Source organism: Marinomonas balearica (assembly GCF_004362145.1).
GTDB lineage: Bacteria > Pseudomonadota > Gammaproteobacteria > Pseudomonadales > Marinomonadaceae > Marinomonas > Marinomonas balearica.
In genome coordinates, this window is record NZ_SNXC01000010.1 from 226,730 (window position 1) to 247,918 (window position 21,189).

At 43.9% G+C, this 21,189-nt stretch carries 17 protein-coding genes; 6 read left to right on the forward strand and 11 right to left on the reverse strand.

Features of this window, described 5'->3' with window-relative positions:
* Nucleotides 1–993 (forward strand): HD domain-containing phosphohydrolase, encoded by a 993-nt coding sequence (locus DFP79_RS06185; RefSeq protein ID WP_133503067.1) that lies wholly within the window; start codon nt 1–3, stop codon nt 991–993.
* A gap of 100 nt (nt 994–1,093) precedes the next feature.
* On the opposite strand, the gene DFP79_RS06190 is transcribed toward DFP79_RS06185, so the two are convergent.
* Nucleotides 1,094–2,332 carry a multidrug effflux MFS transporter gene (locus tag DFP79_RS06190; protein WP_133503068.1) on the reverse strand — a complete coding sequence of 413 codons (1,239 nt, stop codon included), beginning with the start codon at nt 2,330–2,332 and terminating at the stop codon, nt 1,094–1,096.
* A 195-nt stretch (nt 2,333–2,527) separates the two neighbouring features.
* On the opposite strand from DFP79_RS06190, the gene DFP79_RS06195 reads away from it, so the two are divergent.
* Nucleotides 2,528–3,028 (forward strand): hypothetical protein, encoded by a 501-nt coding sequence (locus DFP79_RS06195; RefSeq protein ID WP_133503069.1) that lies wholly within the window; start codon nt 2,528–2,530, stop codon nt 3,026–3,028.
* 124 nt (nt 3,029–3,152) lie between these two features.
* On the opposite strand, the gene DFP79_RS06200 is transcribed toward DFP79_RS06195, so the two are convergent.
* Nucleotides 3,153–4,427 (reverse strand): nitrate regulatory protein, encoded by a 1,275-nt coding sequence (locus DFP79_RS06200; protein WP_133503070.1) that lies wholly within the window; start codon nt 4,425–4,427, stop codon nt 3,153–3,155.
* A 188-nt stretch (nt 4,428–4,615) separates the two neighbouring features.
* Between DFP79_RS06200 and DFP79_RS06205 the strand changes: the two genes are divergently transcribed.
* Nucleotides 4,616–5,449 carry a dioxygenase family protein gene (locus DFP79_RS06205; RefSeq protein WP_133503071.1) on the forward strand — a complete coding sequence of 278 codons (834 nt, stop codon included), beginning with the start codon at nt 4,616–4,618 and terminating at the stop codon, nt 5,447–5,449.
* A gap of 83 nt (nt 5,450–5,532) precedes the next feature.
* Entirely contained in the window at nt 5,533–6,393 is an 861-nt protein-coding gene (locus DFP79_RS06210) for a GNAT family N-acetyltransferase (RefSeq protein WP_133503072.1), read from the forward strand.
* Nucleotides 6,394–6,450: 57 nt separating this feature from the next.
* Here the strand turns inward: DFP79_RS06210 and DFP79_RS06215 are convergent, their stop codons facing one another.
* From DFP79_RS06215 to xdhA, 5 genes are all read right to left on the reverse strand, one after another.
* Entirely contained in the window at nt 6,451–6,984 is a 534-nt protein-coding gene (locus DFP79_RS06215) for a methylated-DNA--[protein]-cysteine S-methyltransferase (protein WP_133503073.1), read from the reverse strand.
* Entirely contained in the window at nt 6,981–8,372 is a 1,392-nt protein-coding gene (locus DFP79_RS06220; RefSeq protein WP_133503074.1) for a DNA-3-methyladenine glycosylase 2 family protein, read from the reverse strand. The genes DFP79_RS06215 and DFP79_RS06220 overlap by 4 nt, the downstream gene beginning before the upstream one ends.
* Nucleotides 8,373–8,554: 182 nt before the next feature.
* Nucleotides 8,555–9,862, reverse strand: coding sequence for a guanine deaminase (guaD, locus tag DFP79_RS06225; RefSeq protein ID WP_133503075.1), 1,308 nt, complete (start codon nt 9,860–9,862; stop codon nt 8,555–8,557).
* A gap of 62 nt (nt 9,863–9,924) precedes the next feature.
* On the reverse strand, nt 9,925–12,288 hold the full coding sequence (gene xdhB / locus DFP79_RS06230) for a xanthine dehydrogenase molybdopterin binding subunit (RefSeq protein ID WP_133503076.1): 2,364 nt from the start codon (nt 12,286–12,288) through the stop codon (nt 9,925–9,927).
* Entirely contained in the window at nt 12,281–13,762 is a 1,482-nt protein-coding gene (gene xdhA / locus DFP79_RS06235; RefSeq protein WP_133503077.1) for a xanthine dehydrogenase small subunit, read from the reverse strand. Before xdhA ends, xdhB begins: the two co-directional genes overlap by 8 nt.
* A 428-nt stretch (nt 13,763–14,190) precedes the next feature.
* On the opposite strand from xdhA, the gene DFP79_RS06240 reads away from it, so the two are divergent.
* Nucleotides 14,191–14,943: a substrate-binding periplasmic protein gene (locus tag DFP79_RS06240; RefSeq protein WP_133503078.1), complete on the forward strand. Its 753-nt coding sequence runs from the start codon at nt 14,191–14,193 to the stop codon at nt 14,941–14,943.
* 15 nt (nt 14,944–14,958) lie between these two features.
* Complete coding sequence (locus DFP79_RS06245) at nt 14,959–16,992, forward strand: putative bifunctional diguanylate cyclase/phosphodiesterase (RefSeq protein ID WP_133503079.1); 2,034 nt, start codon at nt 14,959–14,961, stop codon at nt 16,990–16,992.
* Between the two features lie 34 nt (nt 16,993–17,026).
* On the opposite strand, the gene DFP79_RS06250 is transcribed toward DFP79_RS06245, so the two are convergent.
* The 4 genes from DFP79_RS06250 to DFP79_RS06265 form a co-directional block, all read right to left on the reverse strand.
* Entirely contained in the window at nt 17,027–18,301 is a 1,275-nt protein-coding gene (locus DFP79_RS06250; protein ID WP_133503080.1) for a glycerate kinase type-2 family protein, read from the reverse strand.
* Between the two features lie 62 nt (nt 18,302–18,363).
* Nucleotides 18,364–18,732 carry a VanZ family protein gene (locus DFP79_RS06255; protein WP_133503081.1) on the reverse strand — a complete coding sequence of 123 codons (369 nt, stop codon included), beginning with the start codon at nt 18,730–18,732 and terminating at the stop codon, nt 18,364–18,366.
* Nucleotides 18,733–18,776: 44 nt separating this feature from the next.
* Nucleotides 18,777–20,159 carry an ATP-dependent RNA helicase DbpA gene (dbpA, locus tag DFP79_RS06260; RefSeq protein WP_133503082.1) on the reverse strand — a complete coding sequence of 461 codons (1,383 nt, stop codon included), beginning with the start codon at nt 20,157–20,159 and terminating at the stop codon, nt 18,777–18,779.
* 85 nt (nt 20,160–20,244) lie between these two features.
* Nucleotides 20,245–21,180, reverse strand: a complete 936-nt coding sequence (locus DFP79_RS06265; RefSeq protein ID WP_133503083.1) for a LysR family transcriptional regulator — start codon at nt 21,178–21,180, stop codon at nt 20,245–20,247.
* Between the last annotated feature and the right edge of the window lie 9 nt (nt 21,181–21,189).

Genomic DNA, 21,189 nt, shown 5'->3' on the forward strand with positions numbered 1-21,189 from the left:
GTGAAAAATAAACACAAGTTGTTAATTGTTGATGACGAGCCAAACAATCTAAAGCTACTCCGGCAAATTCTAAAGGATGAATATCAGCTTATGTTTTCGACGGACGGTTTAAAAGCAATTGAAGCTGCTCATACGCATAAACCTGATCTTATTTTGCTGGATATCATGATGCCGGGTATGAGTGGTTATGAAGTTTCAGCTGCCTTAAAAGCGTCCCCCGAAACGATGCATATTCCCATTATTTTTGTTACGGCTATGGGTGAGCAGGAAGACGAAGCCAAAGGTTTTGATATGGGCGCGGTTGATTATATATTGAAACCATTTTCAGGAGCCATTGTTCAGAGGCGGGTTAAAACTCATTTATCTTTGGTCCAAGTTGATGCACTTGAACAACTCGTAAAATCATCGATTACAATGTTGGGAGAAGCCGGGCATTATAATGACAGTGATACGGGCGTGCACATCTGGAGAATGGCGGTTTATTCGGGTGCTTTAGCGCGAGCATCTGGCTGGAGTGAGGAACGTATAAGGTTGCTTGAATTAGCTGCGACGATGCATGACACTGGGAAAATTGGCATTCCAGATGGCATTCTAAAAGCGCCACGAAAGCTAACGGATGAGGAGTGGGTCACCATGAAAAAGCACTCTCAGATTGGCCATGACATTTTGAAGAAAGGAGATAATCCTGTTTTTGCAATGGCGGCTGAAATCGCGCTTGGACATCATGAAAAATGGGATGGGAGTGGTTATCCGCAAGGTTTAAAAGGGGGAGAAATTCCTGAATCAGCGCGAATTGTAGCCATCGCCGATGTCTTTGATGCATTAACGATGGAGCGTCCGTACAAAGAAGCCTGGACGATTGAGCAGGCGTTAGAGGTTATTGAGCGAGATTCAGGATCTCATTTTGATCCTAGATTCGTTAATTTGTTTTTCGAGATTTTGCCTGAAGTTAAACAAATAAAAACCCGTTGGGGCGACGAAAGCGGATTATAAATACTGAGCCTCACCTAAACACCAGATAGAAAAAAACCCGTATTAGTCATTAAAACGGGCTTTTTAACTTTATCCTTACGTGGTGCTGATTGCTGCTAGTTTAAACAGCGACCGCATCCAAGTCTGTGTCTTTTTTACGGCCTTTCTCTGCCCAAATAACCAAGCACAAAGCTAGGCTACCTAAACACGAGAACCCAACACACAGAGGAATGAGCGAGTTGTCGTACATTTGCCCAATCAGCGTTCCCAAGCTCATGGACATCAACGAAGAGACACACCCAATAACCGCAGATGCGATGCCAGCGATGTGACCCATTGGTTCCATAGCTAGCGCATTGGTGTTGCCGAACAGCAATCCAAAACAGAAAAATAGGCACGCTGCGAAGACCATAAACATCCAGAACTGAATTTCAACTAGGCCATGTAATGCCAAGAACAGTGCTGAAATTATGACTATGGAAGAAATGGCACGGATGACGATGGCTTGCATTCCATATTTTCCTACGATCTTTGCATTCACCATTGAGGCAACACCGAGAACCAAGGCGAGGGCGCCGAAGTAGAGACTGAATGCTTCGCCTACTTTAAATTGATCCTGAAAAATCTGCTGAGACGAGTTTAAATATCCGATAAAGCTACCGAAAAACAAACCCATGCATAATGTGTATGAGATCGTGATTCTGTGGCTAATGACTTCTTTAAAGGCGAAGCCAAAGCCTTTTAAGCTCAGTTTAATGCGCTTTTCTTTCGGGAGAGTTTCTTTAAGGCGAAATGTAATCCATAGAAGTAACAACACAGCGTATACAAAGTACATTTCAAAAATGGCTTTCCAGTCTGCGATTGCCATTATTAGTTGTCCCAAAGAAGGCGCAATAGCAGGAACCATCACAAAGATGAGCATCACAATCGACATGGTTTTTGCCATTTGTATGCCTTTGTATGCGTCACGTACAAGTGACATTGCAGCGATATAGGGACCCGATACGCCAAGGCCTTGAATAAATCGACCCAACAGCAGACCTTGAATGTCGTTAGCAAAAAAGCAGACCACCGAACCTATAAGGTATAAAGAAAAACCAATAAACAATATGGGCTTTCTTCCCAGTGCGTCAGACAAGGGGCCGGCGATGAGTTGCCCAGATGCCATGCCTAAAAATATCATACTGATGAGCAATTGTGCTTGGTTAGCATGTTCGGCTTGCATGTCACCACCGATGACGCCGAGAGCAGGCAGCAAGGCGTCGATTGAGATTGCGACAATCGACATCAATAATGCGACGAATAGTGTGAACTCTTTAGATCCCATTCCGGACGCTAAAGTGCTTTGGTTTTCTTTCATTGTGACTCCACTGTAAGGAAAGTGGCGCAAGTTGTGATCTAACGCACGTTTTGTTGAAGTGCCATTATAGATCCCTTTGCATTTCTAAAACGAAGACTATGAGGATTAAATGAGAAACTACACAAACTCAAATTCTCGGAAAGTTAGTGTAATTGTTGCTAACCTTATGTTGAGGATGGACTGCGGAGTGACGTTGTGCAGAACACAGTTGAGGAAAAGCTGGAGCTGGAGCATCATGCGGCGCGACTCTTTATGCGTTGGTATGAGCGTAATACCGGTAAGAAAATTCGACACATTTGGCATAATCAACCCATTAGGCCTGATGTTTCTTGTGTATTTGAAGGTGAGCGCCTTGATTTAGAGATAGCGCACCTTTATGGAAGTGAGGCAGAAGCCATGTCCATTTTAGGACGTAACCTTACCGATAAAACACGGGATTTTCTTCGCAACCTAGAGAAAGAGCCAGACCACCGTTTATTGAAAGCACTTAACCGAATTTTGGATAACAAATCTGAAAAATGCTATCAGACAAAACGTGTCTGGTTGGTCATTCGCAATGCTCACCCAAGCTGGACACGGTTGGACATCAAAGCATTAGAGCACCATATCTCTGTTCCGTATCATCACCCCTTTGAAAAAATCTGGATTGTTGGGGATATGGAAGGAAAAAGCGGCATAGTGCGCTTGTACCCATAGCCCATCAGTCTATGTCTTATTTATTGCCATGTGATAGGGCACTGTATTCGTAGTTGTTCTGGTTATTCGCACTGTTCTGAATCGACTTATATTTATTTAAAGTTAAGGAGCTCATCTCATTTCTTTAGACGTGCCCACGAAGCATACTAGCAACACTAATAATATTTTCCGCTATATCAATAATGCGTTTGTTGCCATCCATCGCGGCTTGACGAAGTTGTTTATAGGCCTGTTCTTCATTGACATTTTGAGAACTCATTAGAATGCCTTTGGCTTTTTCAATTAGCTTGCGCTCGTTCAATGTTTGTTTTGCTGCGGTTAGTTCTTCACTGACTTTTTGTAAGTGAGTAGCTTGTCGTTGCACCAGATCATACAGGGAATGAGCCAACTTAATATTGACACCCTGAGAAATGTTCACAGTTGTATTAACTTCATTCTCATCCATCGCGGTAAGCGGTGACATGGGGGGTTCTTCGTAATCCGCAAGTGTAACGAGTTGTTCTTTATGAAGGCGCAGCTCTTCTTCCGCAAGTGTGATCTTATTCTGACTCAGTTCGAGGAGATCTTCGGTCATTTGTTTGACGATATTTTGCATATCATCAATCCGAACGGTGGATGCCTGATACCACACCTCACAGATTGATGTAGGCAAATTGTCTTCTGGTTTGAGGCGCGAAATAAGCTGGCGCATCCGTCCCAACTCTACGGTTGCTTCGGTTTCATCCAGTTGTCTCCAAAGTGCGTTGGGGACGGATTTTGAAAACTCGCTAAAGATCGTAAAGCATTTTTGCTGCGCTTCCTGCAAAGCGTGGATTTGATCCCTTATCGTCGTGTTAAATTCTCCTGCGGTAAAGCCAATTACACCCCATGCTCGTTCTTGCCCCGCGTACTCTTTTCCTTGAACGAAGTTAAATAACCCTACAAGCGCGCGAGTGATGTCAGGATCGTTAGAAATGTCTGCTGCTTCAAAGATAACAGACAGTAGCCCTGCGATAAGACGATTAAAATAACGTGTGTTCTCCGACGTGCTTATTTGCTGCTTAGAAACCTGCTCGCGAAACGATGATAAATCGTCTAATTGGTGAAGAACAAATGCGATGCTGCTGTATAGGCGAATGGTTGAAGAACCGCAGTTTTTCAGCTCAAGCAATTCTAAAGATTCGACAAAGGCATCGTTTGCAGATTGCGTCATGCTCATCTCTGCGGCTCGCTCTTTAACGAAACGTTTGCCTTCAGACACTAAGAAGGAGTTGGATAATCCGCGTTCTTTTTGCAGTTCATGGATCAATTCCGTGACACGAATGACTAATTTACTACTCAACATTAAACGTTTTAAGGCGTTAATTTCGGATTGTTTTGCAGCAAGTAAAAAGTTTTCCGTAGTGAGAGGGGTCTTCATTTTACGTAACGCTCTTCAGAGGGGATAAAATAATTTAAGCAAGGATTATTCCTTTTGGGAAGTGCTAATATTTCTAACGCAGGCTGGTACAGGCCTCTTTCTAATTTTGGCTCTACGCTTTGACTGCTTATACTACTATTAGATAGAACATCAGATCTTTACTAGTGAACGTTAAAAAACGGGGCAGCATGTCAAAAACAATTTCTCGACGACGTATCTTTAAGTGGACAGCAGGTTGTCTTGCTGGCGTATCGGTAGCCGCTATTCAAGGCTGCAAAGGCTCATCGGGTTCATTTTTTTCCTTTATGAGCGGAGACGAGTCGGATCTCTTTGATGCTATACAGACCAAACGTTACGGGGCGAAGTGGCTGACTGGAGGCACGGCTTCGCTGCAACCTAGTTCGTACCCTAAACCGTTTTTAGAATTGGCCGCGAACCGTTTATGTGCGTTGACACCGAAATTGACAGAAGGACCTTGTTATTCAACGAGTCCTGTACGGCAAGATATCTCAGGAGGGCAGGATGGCGTACCTGTGCGGCTTTATTTTCAGGTCGTTGATATTGACTGTCAGCCACTAAGTAACGTCGATGTTGATATTTGGCATTGTGATGCGAATGGTATCTACAGTGGGGACGGCATGAGGTCAGAGAGGTTCTGTTCAGGCGGAAATAAAGAGTACGTTAAGCACAAATGGTTTCGTGGAATACAACCGACAAATGAGCAAGGTACTGCTTACTTTGAAACCTGCTTCCCTGGCTGGTATCCCGGTCGCGCCGTACACATTCATATGACCGTCACAAAGAACGGACGATCTTATACCACGCAAGTGTCCTTTGATGATGCGTTAGTAAAATCGATCACGACACAAGCACCATTGTATTTAGAGCGTGGTACGCCCGATACAAGCAATGACTCTGACCGTATATTTCCAGATAGCGATGACAAAACCTATGAGATGGAAACAATGCAGCTTGAAGACGGTTCGATCGTAGCTTGGAAGACCTTAGTCGTATCGGTATAAGGTAATGGTAAAGAAATTGAGTGCCTTTAAAAACTGGCTCAATTAAACTCGACGGAAAGTTACACAATAAGGCGAAGGATCTCATGTCTAATAAAAATTTCTCGATCAAAACGATGACAGCAGCAGACCTTCACCTCGCTGTTGAATGGGCGGCATTTGAAGGTTGGAACCCAGGGTTACATGATGCAACGCTTTATTATGCTGCCGACCCTAGTGGCTTTTTGATGGGGTACCTTGGGGACGAACCCATTGGCTGTATTTCGGTGGTTAAGTATAACGATTCGTTTGGTTTTCTTGGTTTTTATATCGTTAAGCCTGAATATCGAGGTCAAGGCTATGGAATTCAGCTTTGGAAGGCTGGGCTTCGTTATCTAGAGGGCTGCAACATCGGTTTGGACGGTGTGCTTGCTCAGCAAGAGAACTATAAAAAATTCGGTTTTAAGTTTGCGTACAGCAATATTCGATTTGAAGGTGAGGGCGGTGTCGACTCTATAGACCCTCCTAGAATTTCAGGGCTTGTTAGATTAGAGGATGTTCCATTTGATACGGTTCAGGCCTATGAGAGTCCGTTCTTTCCAGCGGCGCGTGCTGAATTTAGCCAATTATGGATACAACAAACCGATGCTGAGGCTTTGGGTATTGTTGAAGACAATGAGCTAGTGGCAATGGGAGTGATTCGAAAATGCCGTAACGGCTATAAGATTGGGCCTTTATACGGCAATACTCCTGAGTTAGCAGAAACGCTTTTTTTATCTTTGAAAGCCCATACAACGAAAGAAGATCGAATTTTTCTCGACGTGCCCGAGATCAATGAATCTGCTTTGTCCTTGGCAGAGCGTTACAATATGCAGCCGTCGTTTGAGACGGCCCGAATGTATACGGGGGATTTCCCTCCATTGCCATTTGAGCGTTTTTTTGGTGTGGCATCCTTCGAAATCGGCTAGTTACGCACGACACTAAATTTATGAGTCTCTCATGTGTTTAGTCCAGAAACTGTGCCTTTAATCCAGAAACTGCGTCTTGTCCTGTCGGCGATGGATCGCTTCGTTCAGCTTTTCTTTGTTGTCACTTTTATCGTTTACTGTGATGCCTTCGTGCTCTAGAAGCCATTGCTTGCGAGCAACACCACCCGCATAGCCTGTTAGTGTTCCTTTTTTTCCAATGACTCGATGGCAAGGGACGAGCAGGCTAATTGGGTTTCGTCCGTTCGCTCCGCCCACAGCGCGAACGGCTTTAGGGTTGTTTAGCTGCTCGGCGATGTCCATATAACTTAGTGTTTTTCCAAACGGAATATGGGTGAGTATCTGCCAAACTCGTTTCTGAAAATCGGTTCCTTGCATGTCTAATGGCAAGGTGAAATGTTTCAGCTGTCTGGAAAAGTAAGCGTCCAATTGTTGTTGGCACTCCCTTATAACCGGACTCGAAATGACCTCAGTTGTTTGCTCACCGCAGAATATAACTTGTGTGATACCTTCTTCGGATGCTTTTATTTCGATCTTCCCTAAGGGGCTTTCAAAGTAATCGTTGTAAATCATGTCAGTTTGCTCCAAAGCTGAAACGTTAAATAGCTATTCCATGGTGATGCTGTATTGGCATCAAAGTTTATCTCGGATTGTTTTATGGCTTTTTTGATTCCTAAATCTCCTACTAGAAGGATGTTGGGATCACTTAGTCCTCTTAAACGGGCGTATTGTATTGTCCAGTCGCCAATTCCCTTGATGGACTTCCAAGCTTCAGTGTCGTCGGGAGAGACCGCGTTGAGGTAATAATGACTGAACTCAATTAGTGTGTTCTTTCTGGATTGCGGAATTTTAAGAAAGGCTAAGTCGCTTTGAGAGACAGCCGCAGGCGAGGGGAAGAGTTTGATTGTTTCAAAATGGTTTGCGCTTTCAGTTTTGAACTCATCTCCTAGTGTATCCACCAGTTGCGAAACTAAATCTTTGGCGGCGGTTATGGAGATTTGCTGGCCTAGAATGGCTCGAATGCCCGCTTCGTAAAGGCTCCATATACCGGGAAGTCGAATCCCTGATGTAAGTTCTAGGTTGCTTCCTAAAGCGCTGGATAAATCAGATTCAATGGCGCTGAGATCGCAATCTAGATCAAATATACGCCGAATGTTGTTGACGACGGCTTTCAACGCGCGGATGTCATCTAACTCTATGTCAACCTGAAATTGGTGGGTGCTCTCTTGATGGTGAAGAGTAAAGTGCCCCGATGCTCCGTACCCATTAAAGCTCCTTCCATAACTGTTTTCATTGCACCATTCCATGTTTTCTATCATACGCTTCTTAAGAAACTGGATAAGATGAGGCCAGTTAAAAGGCGGTCGATAAGACAGAGTTAGGCGGATCGTAGAGGTGCTTTTGTTTTTTTCTGCTCGTACTTGGGTGGGCGATAAACTGAGCTGGGTTTTAAAGCAATCATTAAAGCGGCGTATACTGTTAAATCCGCTTGCAAGGGCTATTTGCGAAATAGGAAGTTGAGTTTGGTGCAATAGTTTTTTTGCAAACAAACACTGCTGGTAAAGAGCATAGCGCTTGGGCGAAACGCCAATGTGTTGATCAAACAGTTTGCGAAGGTATCGGTCAGTCACTCCAAGCCTAGTAGCCAATTGAGGTAAGGAATGGTCCTGAATATAGCCTTCGTCAATGAGCTTGATGGCGCGTTCTAGTGTGGCACCCACCCCTTTCCACGCGGGAGAGCTAGGCGCACTGTCTGGACGACAGCGAAGGCAAGGACGATAACCGGCATGCGCGGCTAAGATGGCATTGGAGAAATATATGACATTCTCTTCTTTTGGAGCACGCACAGGACAAACTGTTCGGCAGTATATTCCTGTGGTTTTAACCGCAGTAAAGAACTTACCATCGAACCTTGGGTCTTTCGATAACCTTGCCTTACGACATACATTGGCATCTATCATAGCGTGCTCTCAAATAGAAATACGCTTTGCATTATATCTGGGTTTTATCGGCGGACTAGCCAAATTCGGAACTGATTGTAAAAAATTAATGGCAACAACTTAGACGGCATGATTGGGTTTAGATGCCGCAGACACCTAAACCCAACAGGTTTTTTGATCGAGCAAAGATTTATTGAATAGATTTATGTTGTGGGCTTTGAATAGACTTTTTCACCCATTGAATACGTTTCTTTTATTACTCTGTCGTCACCTATCGTCATTAGAACAAACAGCAGGTCTTCTATGTTGTGTGTGTTTGCTAACCGTTTAGCGATAAGGGGAGTCGCTTGTTTGTCTAGAATGATGAAATCGGCTTCAGTCGTTGGTTTTAGATTACCGATCTTTTCTTCCAATCTGAGCGCTTCAGCGCCACCTAATGTCGCAAGATAGAGGGATTTGATCGGGCTGAGGTTCTTTCCTTGTAATTGAGTCACCTTGTACGCTTCGCTCAAGGTTGTTAACAATGAAAAGCTGGTGCCGCCGCCAACGTCGGTTCCGAGACCTACGTTAACGTTATGTTCTTCGGCTTTATCGAGTTTAAATAAGCCGCTACCAATGAATAGATTAGACGTTGGGCAGAACGAGATAGCAGAACCAGTGTCATGTAGCCTGTGGTATTCGCTGTCACACAGGTGAATGCCGTGAGCAAAAACAGAGCGTTCGCTTAACAGTTGATGTTTGTCGTACACATCAAGGTAGTTTTCGCTCTCTGGAAACAGTGATTGAACCCATTCGCATTCGTTCACGTTTTCCGATAAATGTGTGTGTAAGTATAAGCGATCAAATTCTTTAAGCAGTTTGCCGGCTTGGTGCAGTTGTTCCGGTGTGCTGGTGGGAGCAAAACGCGGTGTTACGGCGTAATGCAGACGACCTTTTTCATGCCATCGCTCAATAAGCTCTTTGCTGTCTTCGTAGCTGCTTTGCGGTGTGTCTGTTAGGTAATCTGGTGCATTTCTGTCCATCATGACTTTGCCGCAGATCATACGAAGGTTCTGTGTTTCTACGGTTTCAAAGAATGCATCGACCGACTCTTTATGCACGGTTCCAAATACAAGCGCTGTGGTTGTGCCATTTTTCAACAGTTCTTGAGTAAAACGCTCAGCCACATCTTTAGCATGCGCCTTGTCTTTGAATTTGCTTTCCTCTGGGAACGTATATTTATTAAGCCATTCAAGAAGCTGTTCGCCGTATGCGGCGATCATATCGGTTTGTGGGTAATGAATATGGGTGTCGATTAACCCAGGCAGGATCAATCCATCAGGGTGTTCTTCGACTTGGACATTGGGTGCTAATGTTGCAATAAGGTCATGAGCGTGACCAAGCTGTGTAATGATGCCATTCTCAACGACGATAATTCCGTCTTCGAAATACTCATAAGCGTTATCATTGCCGACTTTTGAAGGATCTGCGATGCAATGAATGATGGACGAGCGCCATGCTTTAATTGTCATTGTACTCTCTTTTAATGTATCTCTTTAAATGTATCTGTTTATGTCTCATAGCGGGCAAGGCCTTAGTTAGCCATTTCGCGCTTGAGTTGTTCTATTCCCATTAGAACGCGTTCAGGCGTCGCTGGCGCGTCAATATTTGGATGGATTTTATAATCCCCAATCGAGGCGACCGCGTCTTTTATTGCACACCAAGCTGCGATTCCCAACATAAATGGAGGTTCACCCACAGCTTTGGAGTGGTAAACGGTGTCTTCTGGGTTTTTTCTACTCTCAACCAAATTGACGCGAAAATCTGATGGCATGTCGGCAATGGCAGGGATTTTATAACTTGCTGGGCCATTGGTCATCAGTCTTCCTTTGTTATTCCAAACAAGTTCTTCTGTGGTTAACCAACCCAAACCTTGAATAAAGCCGCCTTCAATTTGCCCGATGTCGATTGCCGGGTTCAACGTAGCGCCAACATCGTGCAAAATGTCTGTGCGAGTGAACTTATATTCTCCTGTTAAGGTATCTACTAATACTTCGCAACATGCCAATCCGTAAGAGAAATAGTAGAAGGGTCTTCCAGCGGCTTTGTCCCGATCATAATAGATCTTAGGTGTTTTGTAGTAGCCGGTTGAAGAAAGAGATACCTGACTGACGTAGGCAAGTTCAATTAATTCTTTGAAAGACATAAAGGTTTGGCCTGCTTTTACTTGGCCATTTTTGAACTCGATGTCGCTTTCCAAAACAGAAAACTTTGCACAGAGTAAATCGATTAAGCGTTGCTTTATAGTTAGTGCCGCATTTTGTGCCGCTTTACCGTTTAAGTCTGTTCCTGAGGAGGCGGCGGTAGGCGAGGTGTTCGGTACTTTTTCAGTATTGGTCGCAGTAATCTGAATCGTACCGACTTCAACTTGAAATACTTCAGCCACGATCTGCTGGATCTTAGTGTTCAAGCCTTGGCCCATTTCTGTGCCGCCGTGATTTAGATGAATGCTGCCGTCCGAATAAACATGAATTAACGCGCCAGCTTGATTTAAAAATGAATTGGTAAAGGATATGCCGAATTTAACAGGCGTAAAGGCAATCCCTTTTTTTAGATACGGGCTTTTTGTATTGAAGTCGCGCACCTCAGCACGTCGCGTATAGTAATCGCTGCTTTCGATTAATTCTTCGGTGATTTCAGGAAGAATATTGTGCTCTATTGTTTGATGGTAAGGCGTTATATTGCGAGTGCCTTTACCGTAATAGTTTAGTTTACGTATGTCTAAAGGGTCTTTACCGAGTTTACGTGCAATCCTGTCAAGGATGTCTTCAGTTGGAACCATACCTTGTGGACCGCCAAACCCTCGATAAGCGGTATTGGAAGCAATATTGGTTTTACAGCGATACCCCGTGATAGTGGCGTGCTCAATAAAGTAAGCGTTGTCGGCATGAAACATTGCCCGATCAACAATAGATCCCGATAAATCTGGCGAATAGCCGCAGTTCCCAGCGAGATCCATATTCATGGCTGTAATTCGACCCTCATCGTCATATCCGACATCATATCGAACATAAAAAGGGTGGCGTTTACCTGTCATCGACATGTCCAGTGCGCGAGGTAGGCGCATTTTAGTCGGACGCTTCGTTAACTGGGCTGCTACTGCACATAAACATGCTATGGGAGCTGCTTGAGTTTCTTTGCCACCAAATCCACCACCCATACGGCGCATATCGACGAGAACATTATTCATGGGAACGCCGAGAACAGATCCTACAAGCTTTTGAACTTCTGTGGGGTTTTGAGTGGAGCTGTAAACAATCATTCCGCCATCTTCGGTTGGTAACACCGAGGCAACTTGTGTTTCTAAATAAAAATGCTCTTGCCCGCCGATGTTCAGCTCGCCTTTTAGGCGATATTTGGCTTTTTCTAGCGCCGCGTCGCTATTACCAATAACAAGCTGATGGCTGTCTTGAACGAAATGCTGTTTTTCCAGAGCTTCTTTCACGTCCAATATAGCGACAAGCGGCTCGTATACAACTTTAACTTTATGTGAAGCAAGTGTGGCTGCTTCGTGTGAGGTGGCCGCTATTGCGACAATAGGCTGACCAAAATATTCGACTACATCGTCTGCTAATAAAGGGTCTCCAGCAAGTACTGGACCCACGTCAAGTTCTCCCGGAACATCTTTTGCTGTAAAGACAGAAACGACCCCAGGGACGTTAAAGCAATCAGAGGTGTCAATGTCGAGGATCTTTGCGTGCGCTTCAGTGCTCGTATGTACGCTCAAATGGAGTTGATTCGGGAACTCCAGCTTATCGTCTATATAGAGGGCTTCGCCACTGACGTGTTTGTCACCGCTTTCATGTTTTATTCCACGCCCAACTCCGGTTTTTAATTCACCTTTAAATTGAGCTTCTAGTTCCACTTGGCTGAGTGTTGGAGAAGAATGATTAGACATGGGCAGTTACTCGCGTCGCGTCGTAGAATTGAGGTTGTGCGTCTTGTTCTGATGAACGTTCAATAAAATATTTTCGTAACAGATTCTGAGAAATGAGAGTGCGGTATTGATGGCTCGCCCTAAAATCGGACAGTGGACTGAAATCGGTTGCCAACGCTTCGCACGCTTTTTCAATGGTGTTTGAATTCCACTCTTGCCCTAACAAGCTGGCTTCCGCTTGCGTGGCGCGTTTTGGAATCGCTGCCATCCCCCCAAATGCGAGTATCGCTTTAGTCACTTTTGTATTTGTGATTTCGACATTAATGGCCGCGCAAACAGCGGAGATATCGTCGTCTAGCCGTTTCGACACTTTGTAGGCTTTAAACGAAGTTTCGGATGTGGGTTTTGGAATAATGATCTTTTCAATAAACTCACTTTCCGCCAATGCCGTTTGTTTGTAATCGATAAAAAAATCTTCAAGCGCTAAACGACGTGAGCCTTGTCTGCTTCGAAGAATCACTGATGCACCGAGAGCGATTAAAAGAGGCGGTGAATCACCAATGGGTGAAGCATTGCCAATGTTGCCCCCCAACGTGCCTTGATTTCGAATCTGCAGTGAAGCAAACCTATGTAGAAGCTCACCAAAATCTGGGAAATATCGAGCGAGTACTGAGTAGCAATCTGACAAAGGTGCTGCTGCACCAAGCGTAATTTCATTCGTGTCTGAGGTGTCGTCAATATGACTTAACTCTGAAACGTTGCCCAAATAGATGAGGGATTCAATAGAACGATGGAATTGCGTCACCTCAAGGGCGAGGTCTGTTCCTCCAGCGAGTAACCTAGCGTTCGGATGAACGCTTAGATATTCAGTGACGTGTTCTACCTTAGTCGGTATGTAAACCGTATTGCCATTGTCCGTCAAAAGGGCTGGTGCTGTTTTTGAGATAGTCTGTAAGCGAGCAATAGTAGCATTTTCTTGAGCGTCAAATTGATCAGAGGTGCGGTCGCTGATGGTCTGTTGAGCGGCTTCTATAATAGGGCGGTATCCAGTGCACCGACAGAGGTTCCCCGCGAGAGCTTCTTGAATTTCTGCACTTCCTGCAGCGTCTTCTTCTTTGTCTTTTACATTTTTTTGCAAGGCAAAAAGAGACATCACAAAGCCTGGAGTGCAAAAGCCACATTGAGATCCATGACAATCTGCCATTGCTTGTTGCGCAGTGTGTAATTTACCTTGGTTTTGTAGATCTTCGACGGTAATGAGTTGTTTTCCGTGAAGAGCACTGACAAAGGTTAAGCAGGCATTTATTGAGCGGTATCGTAATTTACCGTGGACAACGTCTGCTAAAACAACGCTGCATGCTCCACAGTCTCCAGATGCACAGCCTTCTTTTGTGCCTGTTTTTCTAAGGTGTTGTCTTAGATAGGTTAGCACAGTCATATTGGGGTCTAACTGTGTTTCTTGTTTTAGTTCTTGGTTGAGTAAAAACTGAATCACGACGCTACTCCTAGCCATCAATTATGTCGCCAATCAGTGCTTTAAAGTGTATGTGAATAGCAAGAATGGGCGCAGTAAAGTTTGGTTTACAGTTCATTAAGCAATTCTCATGCAAGAACCTATGAGAAATATTAATAAAACTTTGACCGATCGGTTATATATTGTCAATTTTATTTCCTTATATGACGAGGGTGGTGACGCAATTAGGATAAAAAGGGTGTTTTATGTGCGGCCAGTGACGATACTTTGACTCTTATATCGAAATAATTGTTACATAAACTAACATGGATGTTGTTTATGTATCGTAATGTTTCTCTTAGGTGTTTTGTTTTTATTTTGTATAGATTTTGGTGATGCACAAAGATTAAACTAAACCTTATTCGATATAGGGTTTTTCTAAAGTTATCGAATATTGAAAAGGACTACCTATGAAAAACTTCGCGATAGCCGTTCAATGGGTTTTGATCTGTTTTTGCTCGTCGATTTCGTTCGCAGGCACGCCCTCGTTAGTTACTTTTTACATTGTAGATTACCCGCCATATTTAATAGAGTCTGATAAGCACGGAGCAACTTCTGGTATGGATGTCGATATCGTTCGAGCGGCATTTCGTGAAATGAACATATCCGCCACTGTCAAAGTCATGCCTTGGAAGCGAATAATTAAGTCAATGAAAAAAGGCTTAATTGCAGGCACGATAAGCTGTTCTAAACGTAAAGATCGAATCGAATATATGTTGTTTAGTGATCCCATAAGCCAAATTAATCAGGCGGCAATCAGCGCGACAGACAAGCACATTGGCAATGTGTCACAAGTAAGTGATCTTGCCAAGTATAAGGTCGTAGGAGTGGAAGGGTGGGGCGTCTTGAATAATCTTAAAAAAAATGGCGTACCGTTTCACACCACAAAAAATATTGAAAATGGCATAACGAGTATACTTTACCGAGATGTTGATGTTTTTTTCAATGGCAGTGAAACCACGAAATACCAATCGAAACTCATGGGCGTTCGCGATCAATTAACGTTTACTCCTTTTGTTGATTCGACTGCAACAGATTTGCATTTGTGTATTAGTAAACCTTTTACGAACAGTAAGGAGCTGGTCACGGTATTCGATCAAGGATTGAGTAGATTAAAAGCAAATGGAGTGTATTCTTCTATTCGATCTCGCTATCTGAATTAGGTTGTAGTCAAGGATATGAGCATTAAACAACATCTTGCAATTCGACATGCGAAGTACATTTTATTATTGTCTTTGTCTATCGGGTTTGTTTCGTCTCTGATTCAGGTGTATCTCGATTTGTCGGATGAGCGTGGCCGTCAAATTAGTGAAATAGAGAAGGTCATTGATTTTCATTCAGAGGCAGCGGCGACCGCCGTATACAATTTAGATGAGGAAGTAGCGCAGAATGTGTCTAATTCGCTTGTTTCCGATCGTCGTTTTTATAAAGCCTCTATTATTGATGACTTCGGTGACACTCTCGCGCTAAGTGTCCGAAGTGAACCTGAAGTACATGTTTGGTTTGTCCAGTACTTCTACGAGAAGCTCAATATACCTGATCATTTTATTGTGCCGCTCACACTGAATAAAAGCCCTGATATGAGGGGGAAGGTGGATGTTTGGGTTGATGTTGGTTTTGTCGTCGAAGGGTTTGCCCGAAGAGCAATAACCACGGCATTTACTGGGTTATTATCTACCTCTGTACTTACCTTGGTTCTGCTTGTTGTACTTTATCGCGGGTTGTCGAAACCCATTGCGGATATTTCTCGTTGGGTCGAGACATTTAGCGCACGAAATCATATACAAAATGATCCCTATGATCGAGATGATGAACTGGGTCATCTGATTCAGTGTTTTAAAGATGCGTGGAGAGAAAGGGATGAAGCTGAAGCGCAAATGCATAAACTTGCGTATTTTGATCCCCTGACGCAGTTGCCCAATAGACGTTCATTAGTTGAAATTCTTACACGTGAAATAGATAAGCATACCGTTAGCAAAACATTTGGTGCGGTAATGTATTTTGACATTGATCGCTTTAAGACGATCAATGACTCATTAGGGCATTCAATTGGTGATTTGCTGTTGTGTGAAATCGGCCAACGTGCATCAGAAGTGATTCCTAAACATGCAGTCTGTTCACGATTTGGTGGTGATGAGTTCGTTATCTTGTTGCCCGAGATGGGTGACGGACGAGAGTCCTGCTCGCTGATGGCAAAAACGGTTGCAGCGTCACTGTTGAAGCGTTTGGCTGAGCCGATGAATATCGAAGGCAATGTTTTGCACTGTACTGTTAGTATCGGAATTGCAATCTTTCCGCAGAAGGGCGGAGACTGTTTGGATATTATTCGGCGTGCAGACACAGCACTGTATCGAGTAAAGGCATCTGGTAAAAATAATTATCAATTTTATGATCACGAGATGCAGCGAGTGGCCACGCAACGCCTTTCTATCGAAGAAGGGCTTCATGTCGCATTGGCTAACGAGGAACTTGAGCTGTGGTTCCAGCCGCAAATAGACTCGCTCGGTTGTACTGTTGGAGCCGAGGCGCTAATTAGATGGCGGCATCCTGTAAAAGGCTTGATTTATCCCAATGACTTTTTGTCAGTTGCTGAAGAGAGTGGCCAGATGTCTGCGATTGGACTTTGGGTTATCGAAGAGGCGTGTAGGCTGCTAAGACATTGGCAGGTTGAAGGGTTGCCTGAGCAATTCCAAAGGGTATCCATTAATGTTAGTCCTTCTCAGTTTGTTGATGGAAGCTTTGTTCAAGATGTCGTTGAGATACTCAAGAAACATGAAATAAGCGGTTCCATGCTGGAATTGGAGATAACGGAAAATATGCTCGTCAGCAGTTTTGATATTGCATCAAAGAAAATGGCGCTCTTAAAAGAGTACGGCATTACGTTTGCAATTGATGATTTTGGTACGGGATATTCGTCGTTAAAATACTTGAGTCACCTGCCACTGGATGTATTGAAAATAGATCGATCTTTTGTTTCAAATTTACTTAAAGGGTCTGATGACGCTTCTATTGTTGAAGTTATTATTGCAACTGGGCAGAAGTTGAATATGAGAGTAATTGCAGAAGGTGTCAGCAGTGCAGCTGAAAAGCAGTGTTTAGAGCAGTTAGGTTGTCATTTTTTCCAAGGATTCCTCTTTTCTCGTCCGCTTAGAGCAGAGCTATTCTACAAAGATTTATGTGAAGATCGTTATATAGAATGCTCTGAAAGCTGATTTAAAATGATCGAGTTATTGGGGGCGTACGCACCTATTTATCAATAAATATGGCTCTAAAGTCATTCACGTTGGTGAGAGTCGGCCCCGTATCGATTGAAAAATCTAATTTAGTGAAAAAGGTGTGTGCGTCATTGTTGTCTAAATACGCACTTGGTTTCAGTGACTTCTGTTTCGCTAACTCAAGTGTTTTATCTGTCATGAGCGCACCCGCCAGTTCGGCTGCTCCGTCTACACCGTCAGTATCACAGGCGATGGCTGAAATCCCTTTTTCGCCCGCTAATTGAATGGCTAACGATAATAAGTATTCCACGTTACGGCCTCCAACCCCGTTTCCTTTAAGTGTGACGGTCGTTTCACCGCCCGAAAGTAACACACATGGTGGTTCAATCGGTTGACCAAATATGCGGACTTGTTTGGCTATTCCTGCCATAACTTTACCGACTTCTCTGGCTTCCCCTTCTATACTGTCACCTAAAATTAAGCTCTTAATTCCTAAACTCTTCGCTCGTTTCGCAGCGGCTTCAAGTGCCAGTTGCGGTGTCGCGATTAATTGCGTTTCGCAACGTTCTAATTTTTGATCCGTTGGATGAATGGTTTCATATTTTCCTGATAATAAATTCTCTCTTACTGTCTCAGAGATAGGAATGGAGTATTTGTCAATGATGGCGAGTGCATCGGCGCATGTTGTGGTGTCACCCACTGTTGGACCAGATGCAATAGAAGGTAGATCATCGCCGGGAACATCTGAAATTAAGAGCGTCGTTACCTTGGCGGGAAAGCATGCCGCGGCCAGTTGTCCTCCTTTAATTTTAGAAAGGTGACGACGCACTGTATTCATTTCAACGATGTTCGCACCGCACTTTAGAAGAGCCTGATTAACTTCCTGCTTCTCTTTAAGAGATAAACCGTCAACTGGGCAAGGTAACAGTGCAGAGCCGCCACCAGAAATAAGGACAATGACCTGATCGTCTTCATTTAAATTGCTTACCTCATCGAGAATGGCTTGTGCAGCAATAAGACCGTTTTCATCAGGAACTGGATGGGCGGCTTCAAGTATGGTTATTTGATCACATTCAACCGCATAACCATATCGTGTGACGACCGTGCCGGATAATGGCCCATCCCAGCTTTCTTCCAATGCTTTCGCCATGGCTGCGGATGCTTTGCCGGCACCGACTACGATGGTTTTACCACTGGTTTTTGTTGGGAGATGGCGAGATATACATTTATTTGGCTGAGCAATATCCAGCGCAGCATCGAACAACGATCTGAGAAGCTGCGTGTGCATTAGTTCTGATGAGGACATGATAGGCTCCTAAGTTAAATATTCCTTAAAATTAACTTAAGCAGTATCTATGCCATAGATGTTCAGAGGGTGTTTTTCTTTAGGCTTTTAATTAGGAGTGTGATTGCGAGAACTAAAACCACACCAACGCCGTCGGCAAAGAAATCGAGCCATTCACCATATCGATTTACGTAGGGTTGTATCAACTCAATAATACCGCCCCAAAGAATCATAAACATGGCGTAGGCGAGAAATCGCCTAAACGGCCCGAAGCAAGAGAGCAGCGCCCACCCACCAAAACCAACGATATGATGTAGCTTATCGCCTCCAGGAACCGGAGGAAGTTCATCAGCGGGCAAAAGAGTGGCAAATGAGATGATGAGAAAACCAAGACAAAACCCTAAGCTTTGCACTCTTGGTGAACTCATCAAACGTAATATTGTCTTTGTCATACCACTCTGCTTCATGCTTATGCGTGTTTGGCGTGCCGCTGTACTTATCGTAAAACGCGAGACTTAATAGTACGGCCTTTAATCTTTTTGTCAGAAAGAGACTTCACAATTTTTCTAGCCAGATTCGCTTGAACCGCAACGTAGGCTTGAAAATCGTAAATGTCGATCTTACCAACAGCGCTTTTCTCTAACCCCAATCCTGCCGTTAACGCGCCTAGAATATCACCCGGTCTAAGTTTGTTTTTTCGGCCTGCGTCGAAAGCAATGGTCGCCATTTCAGGAGCCAGAGAGTAAGACGAAGGTGTTTCCGGAAGATCAATGAACTCAGGTGTAATGTTAAAGCGTTCAATAATGCCGTTCAGCTTGTAGTCATCTTTGTCTGTAATAAAGCTAATCGCTTGCCCTGAATGCCCAGCTCGGCCTGTTCTTCCTATGCGGTGAGTGTGAACATCGATATCACGCGTGGTATCGAAGTTTACAACCAGATCAATTTCCTTAACGTCGATGCCGCGAGCCGCCACGTCAGTCGCCACTAAGATGCAGGCACTCTTATTTGAAAATCGAACCAATACTTGATCGCGTTGTTTTTGTTCCAAATCACCGTGAATGGCGACAGTGCTAACGCTTTGGTCATTGAGAAAATCGGCAACATCCTGAGTGTCTGCTTTGGTATTACAGAATACGATTGCTTGTCGTGGGCCAAAATAAGCCAACGAGTCGAGTAAGGTCTCGTACTTTTGCGCTTTTCCAGTGCGAGCGAAGAACTGTTTTATATCAGGTTTTAAATCGCTCTCAATGTCAATTTCGATCTGAATAGGGTTGTTTTGAAACTCGCGACTGATTTCTTCGATATTGTCGCCATATGTAGCACTGAAGAGCAATGTTTGACGTGTTTTAGGTGTTTCACAAACAACATCACGAATACTGTCGACAAAACCCATGTCTAACATTCGGTCAGCTTCATCTAAAACCAGAGTGTTTAGATGTTGCAGTGAAAGTGTGCGTTTTCTGAGATGCTCCAACAACCGTCCCGGTGTGCCTACAACGATATGTGCGCCGTGCTCAAGGGAACCAATTTGAGGTCCAAAAGGCATTCCTCCACAAAGTGTGAGAACTTTGATGTTGTTCATGAAGCGGGCAACTCGACGAATCTCTTTTGATACTTGATCGGCAAGTTCACGAGTTGGGCACATAATCAATGCTTGAGTAGAGAAGTAACGAGGATTGATTCGAAGAAGTAGGCCAATCGCAAAAGCGAGAGTTTTACCGCTTCCTGTTTGGGCTTGAGCCAGAACATCTTTTCCTTCCAGCATGTCTGGCAAACACTGTTCTTGAACAGGGGTGAAGCCTTTAAATCCCATATCTCCGAGAAGTTTTGTGAGTTCGGTGGGCAAAGCGAGTGGTAAGGAATGAGAGAAGTTCGACACGATGTTTTGACTCAGGTTGTTAGCAATCGCGCCATCATACCAGAGCCATACATTAATGTACTCAGATTATCTAAATTAGACGACGTTAAAGCCGTCCTTTTACATCTAAATAGTCTTTTAGTTGCTGCCAAAAATGCAGCAGGTTGCTGTTTTGATTACTTTTGTCTCGATACAATCGGAGTTCTAATGGAATGTGCCAATTTTCATCGCCTGCCAGCGCGACTTTGCCGTAGGTTAATGTATCTGAGAGCAAACTCGCTGGAATCCAGCCAATACCGTACCCTTCTTTGACTAACGCTTTTACACTGACAGAGTTGTAGTTTTCAGTGAGTGTTTCTAACTGAGGCATGTCTCGCTGTCGTTGCAGATGGTGCTGGATCACAGGGTGTAAGAATGAGTTCTCATAATAGCCAATATAAGGAAGAGGGCGTTTTTTAGAACCGGGTAGCTCAAATTTGGCTTCGCCGTTTGAATCCGCTGCGCTGATTGGAAGTAATGCCTCTCGACCGACAACCAAATAGTCAAATTGGTCTTCATCAATTTCTCTAAAAAAGTCGATGGCGGGATGCCAAAAACACAGCATTAAATCCGATTGTTTGTCTTTTATCGAATTGATGAAATCAATGCCAATCCACGAGCTTGATTTCATATTGACGTCCATCGAGATGTCGATGTCATGACAAAATGGCTCTAGCGACTCTTTATAGAAACTTAAAAACAATGTTTGTGTCGTCACAAAGCTAATGCGAGACTCTTCCAGCTGCTTTATTTCCTGACACTTTTCTTTCGTATCACGAATTTGTCGAGTGATCAGCTCAGCGCTCTGTAAGAAGACTTCTCCAGCAGGCGTCAGAGACAGCGGCAGCGTATTCCTGTCTATCAGTGTGACTTTCATTTCTTCTTCTAGAAGTTTGATGCGTCGACTGAAGGTAGGCTGAGTTACATTCTGTTCGTCCGCAGCTCTCGAAAAATGTCGGGTTTTTGCCAGTGCAATGTAATCTTCAAGCCATCTTATTTCCATAGGGTGGCT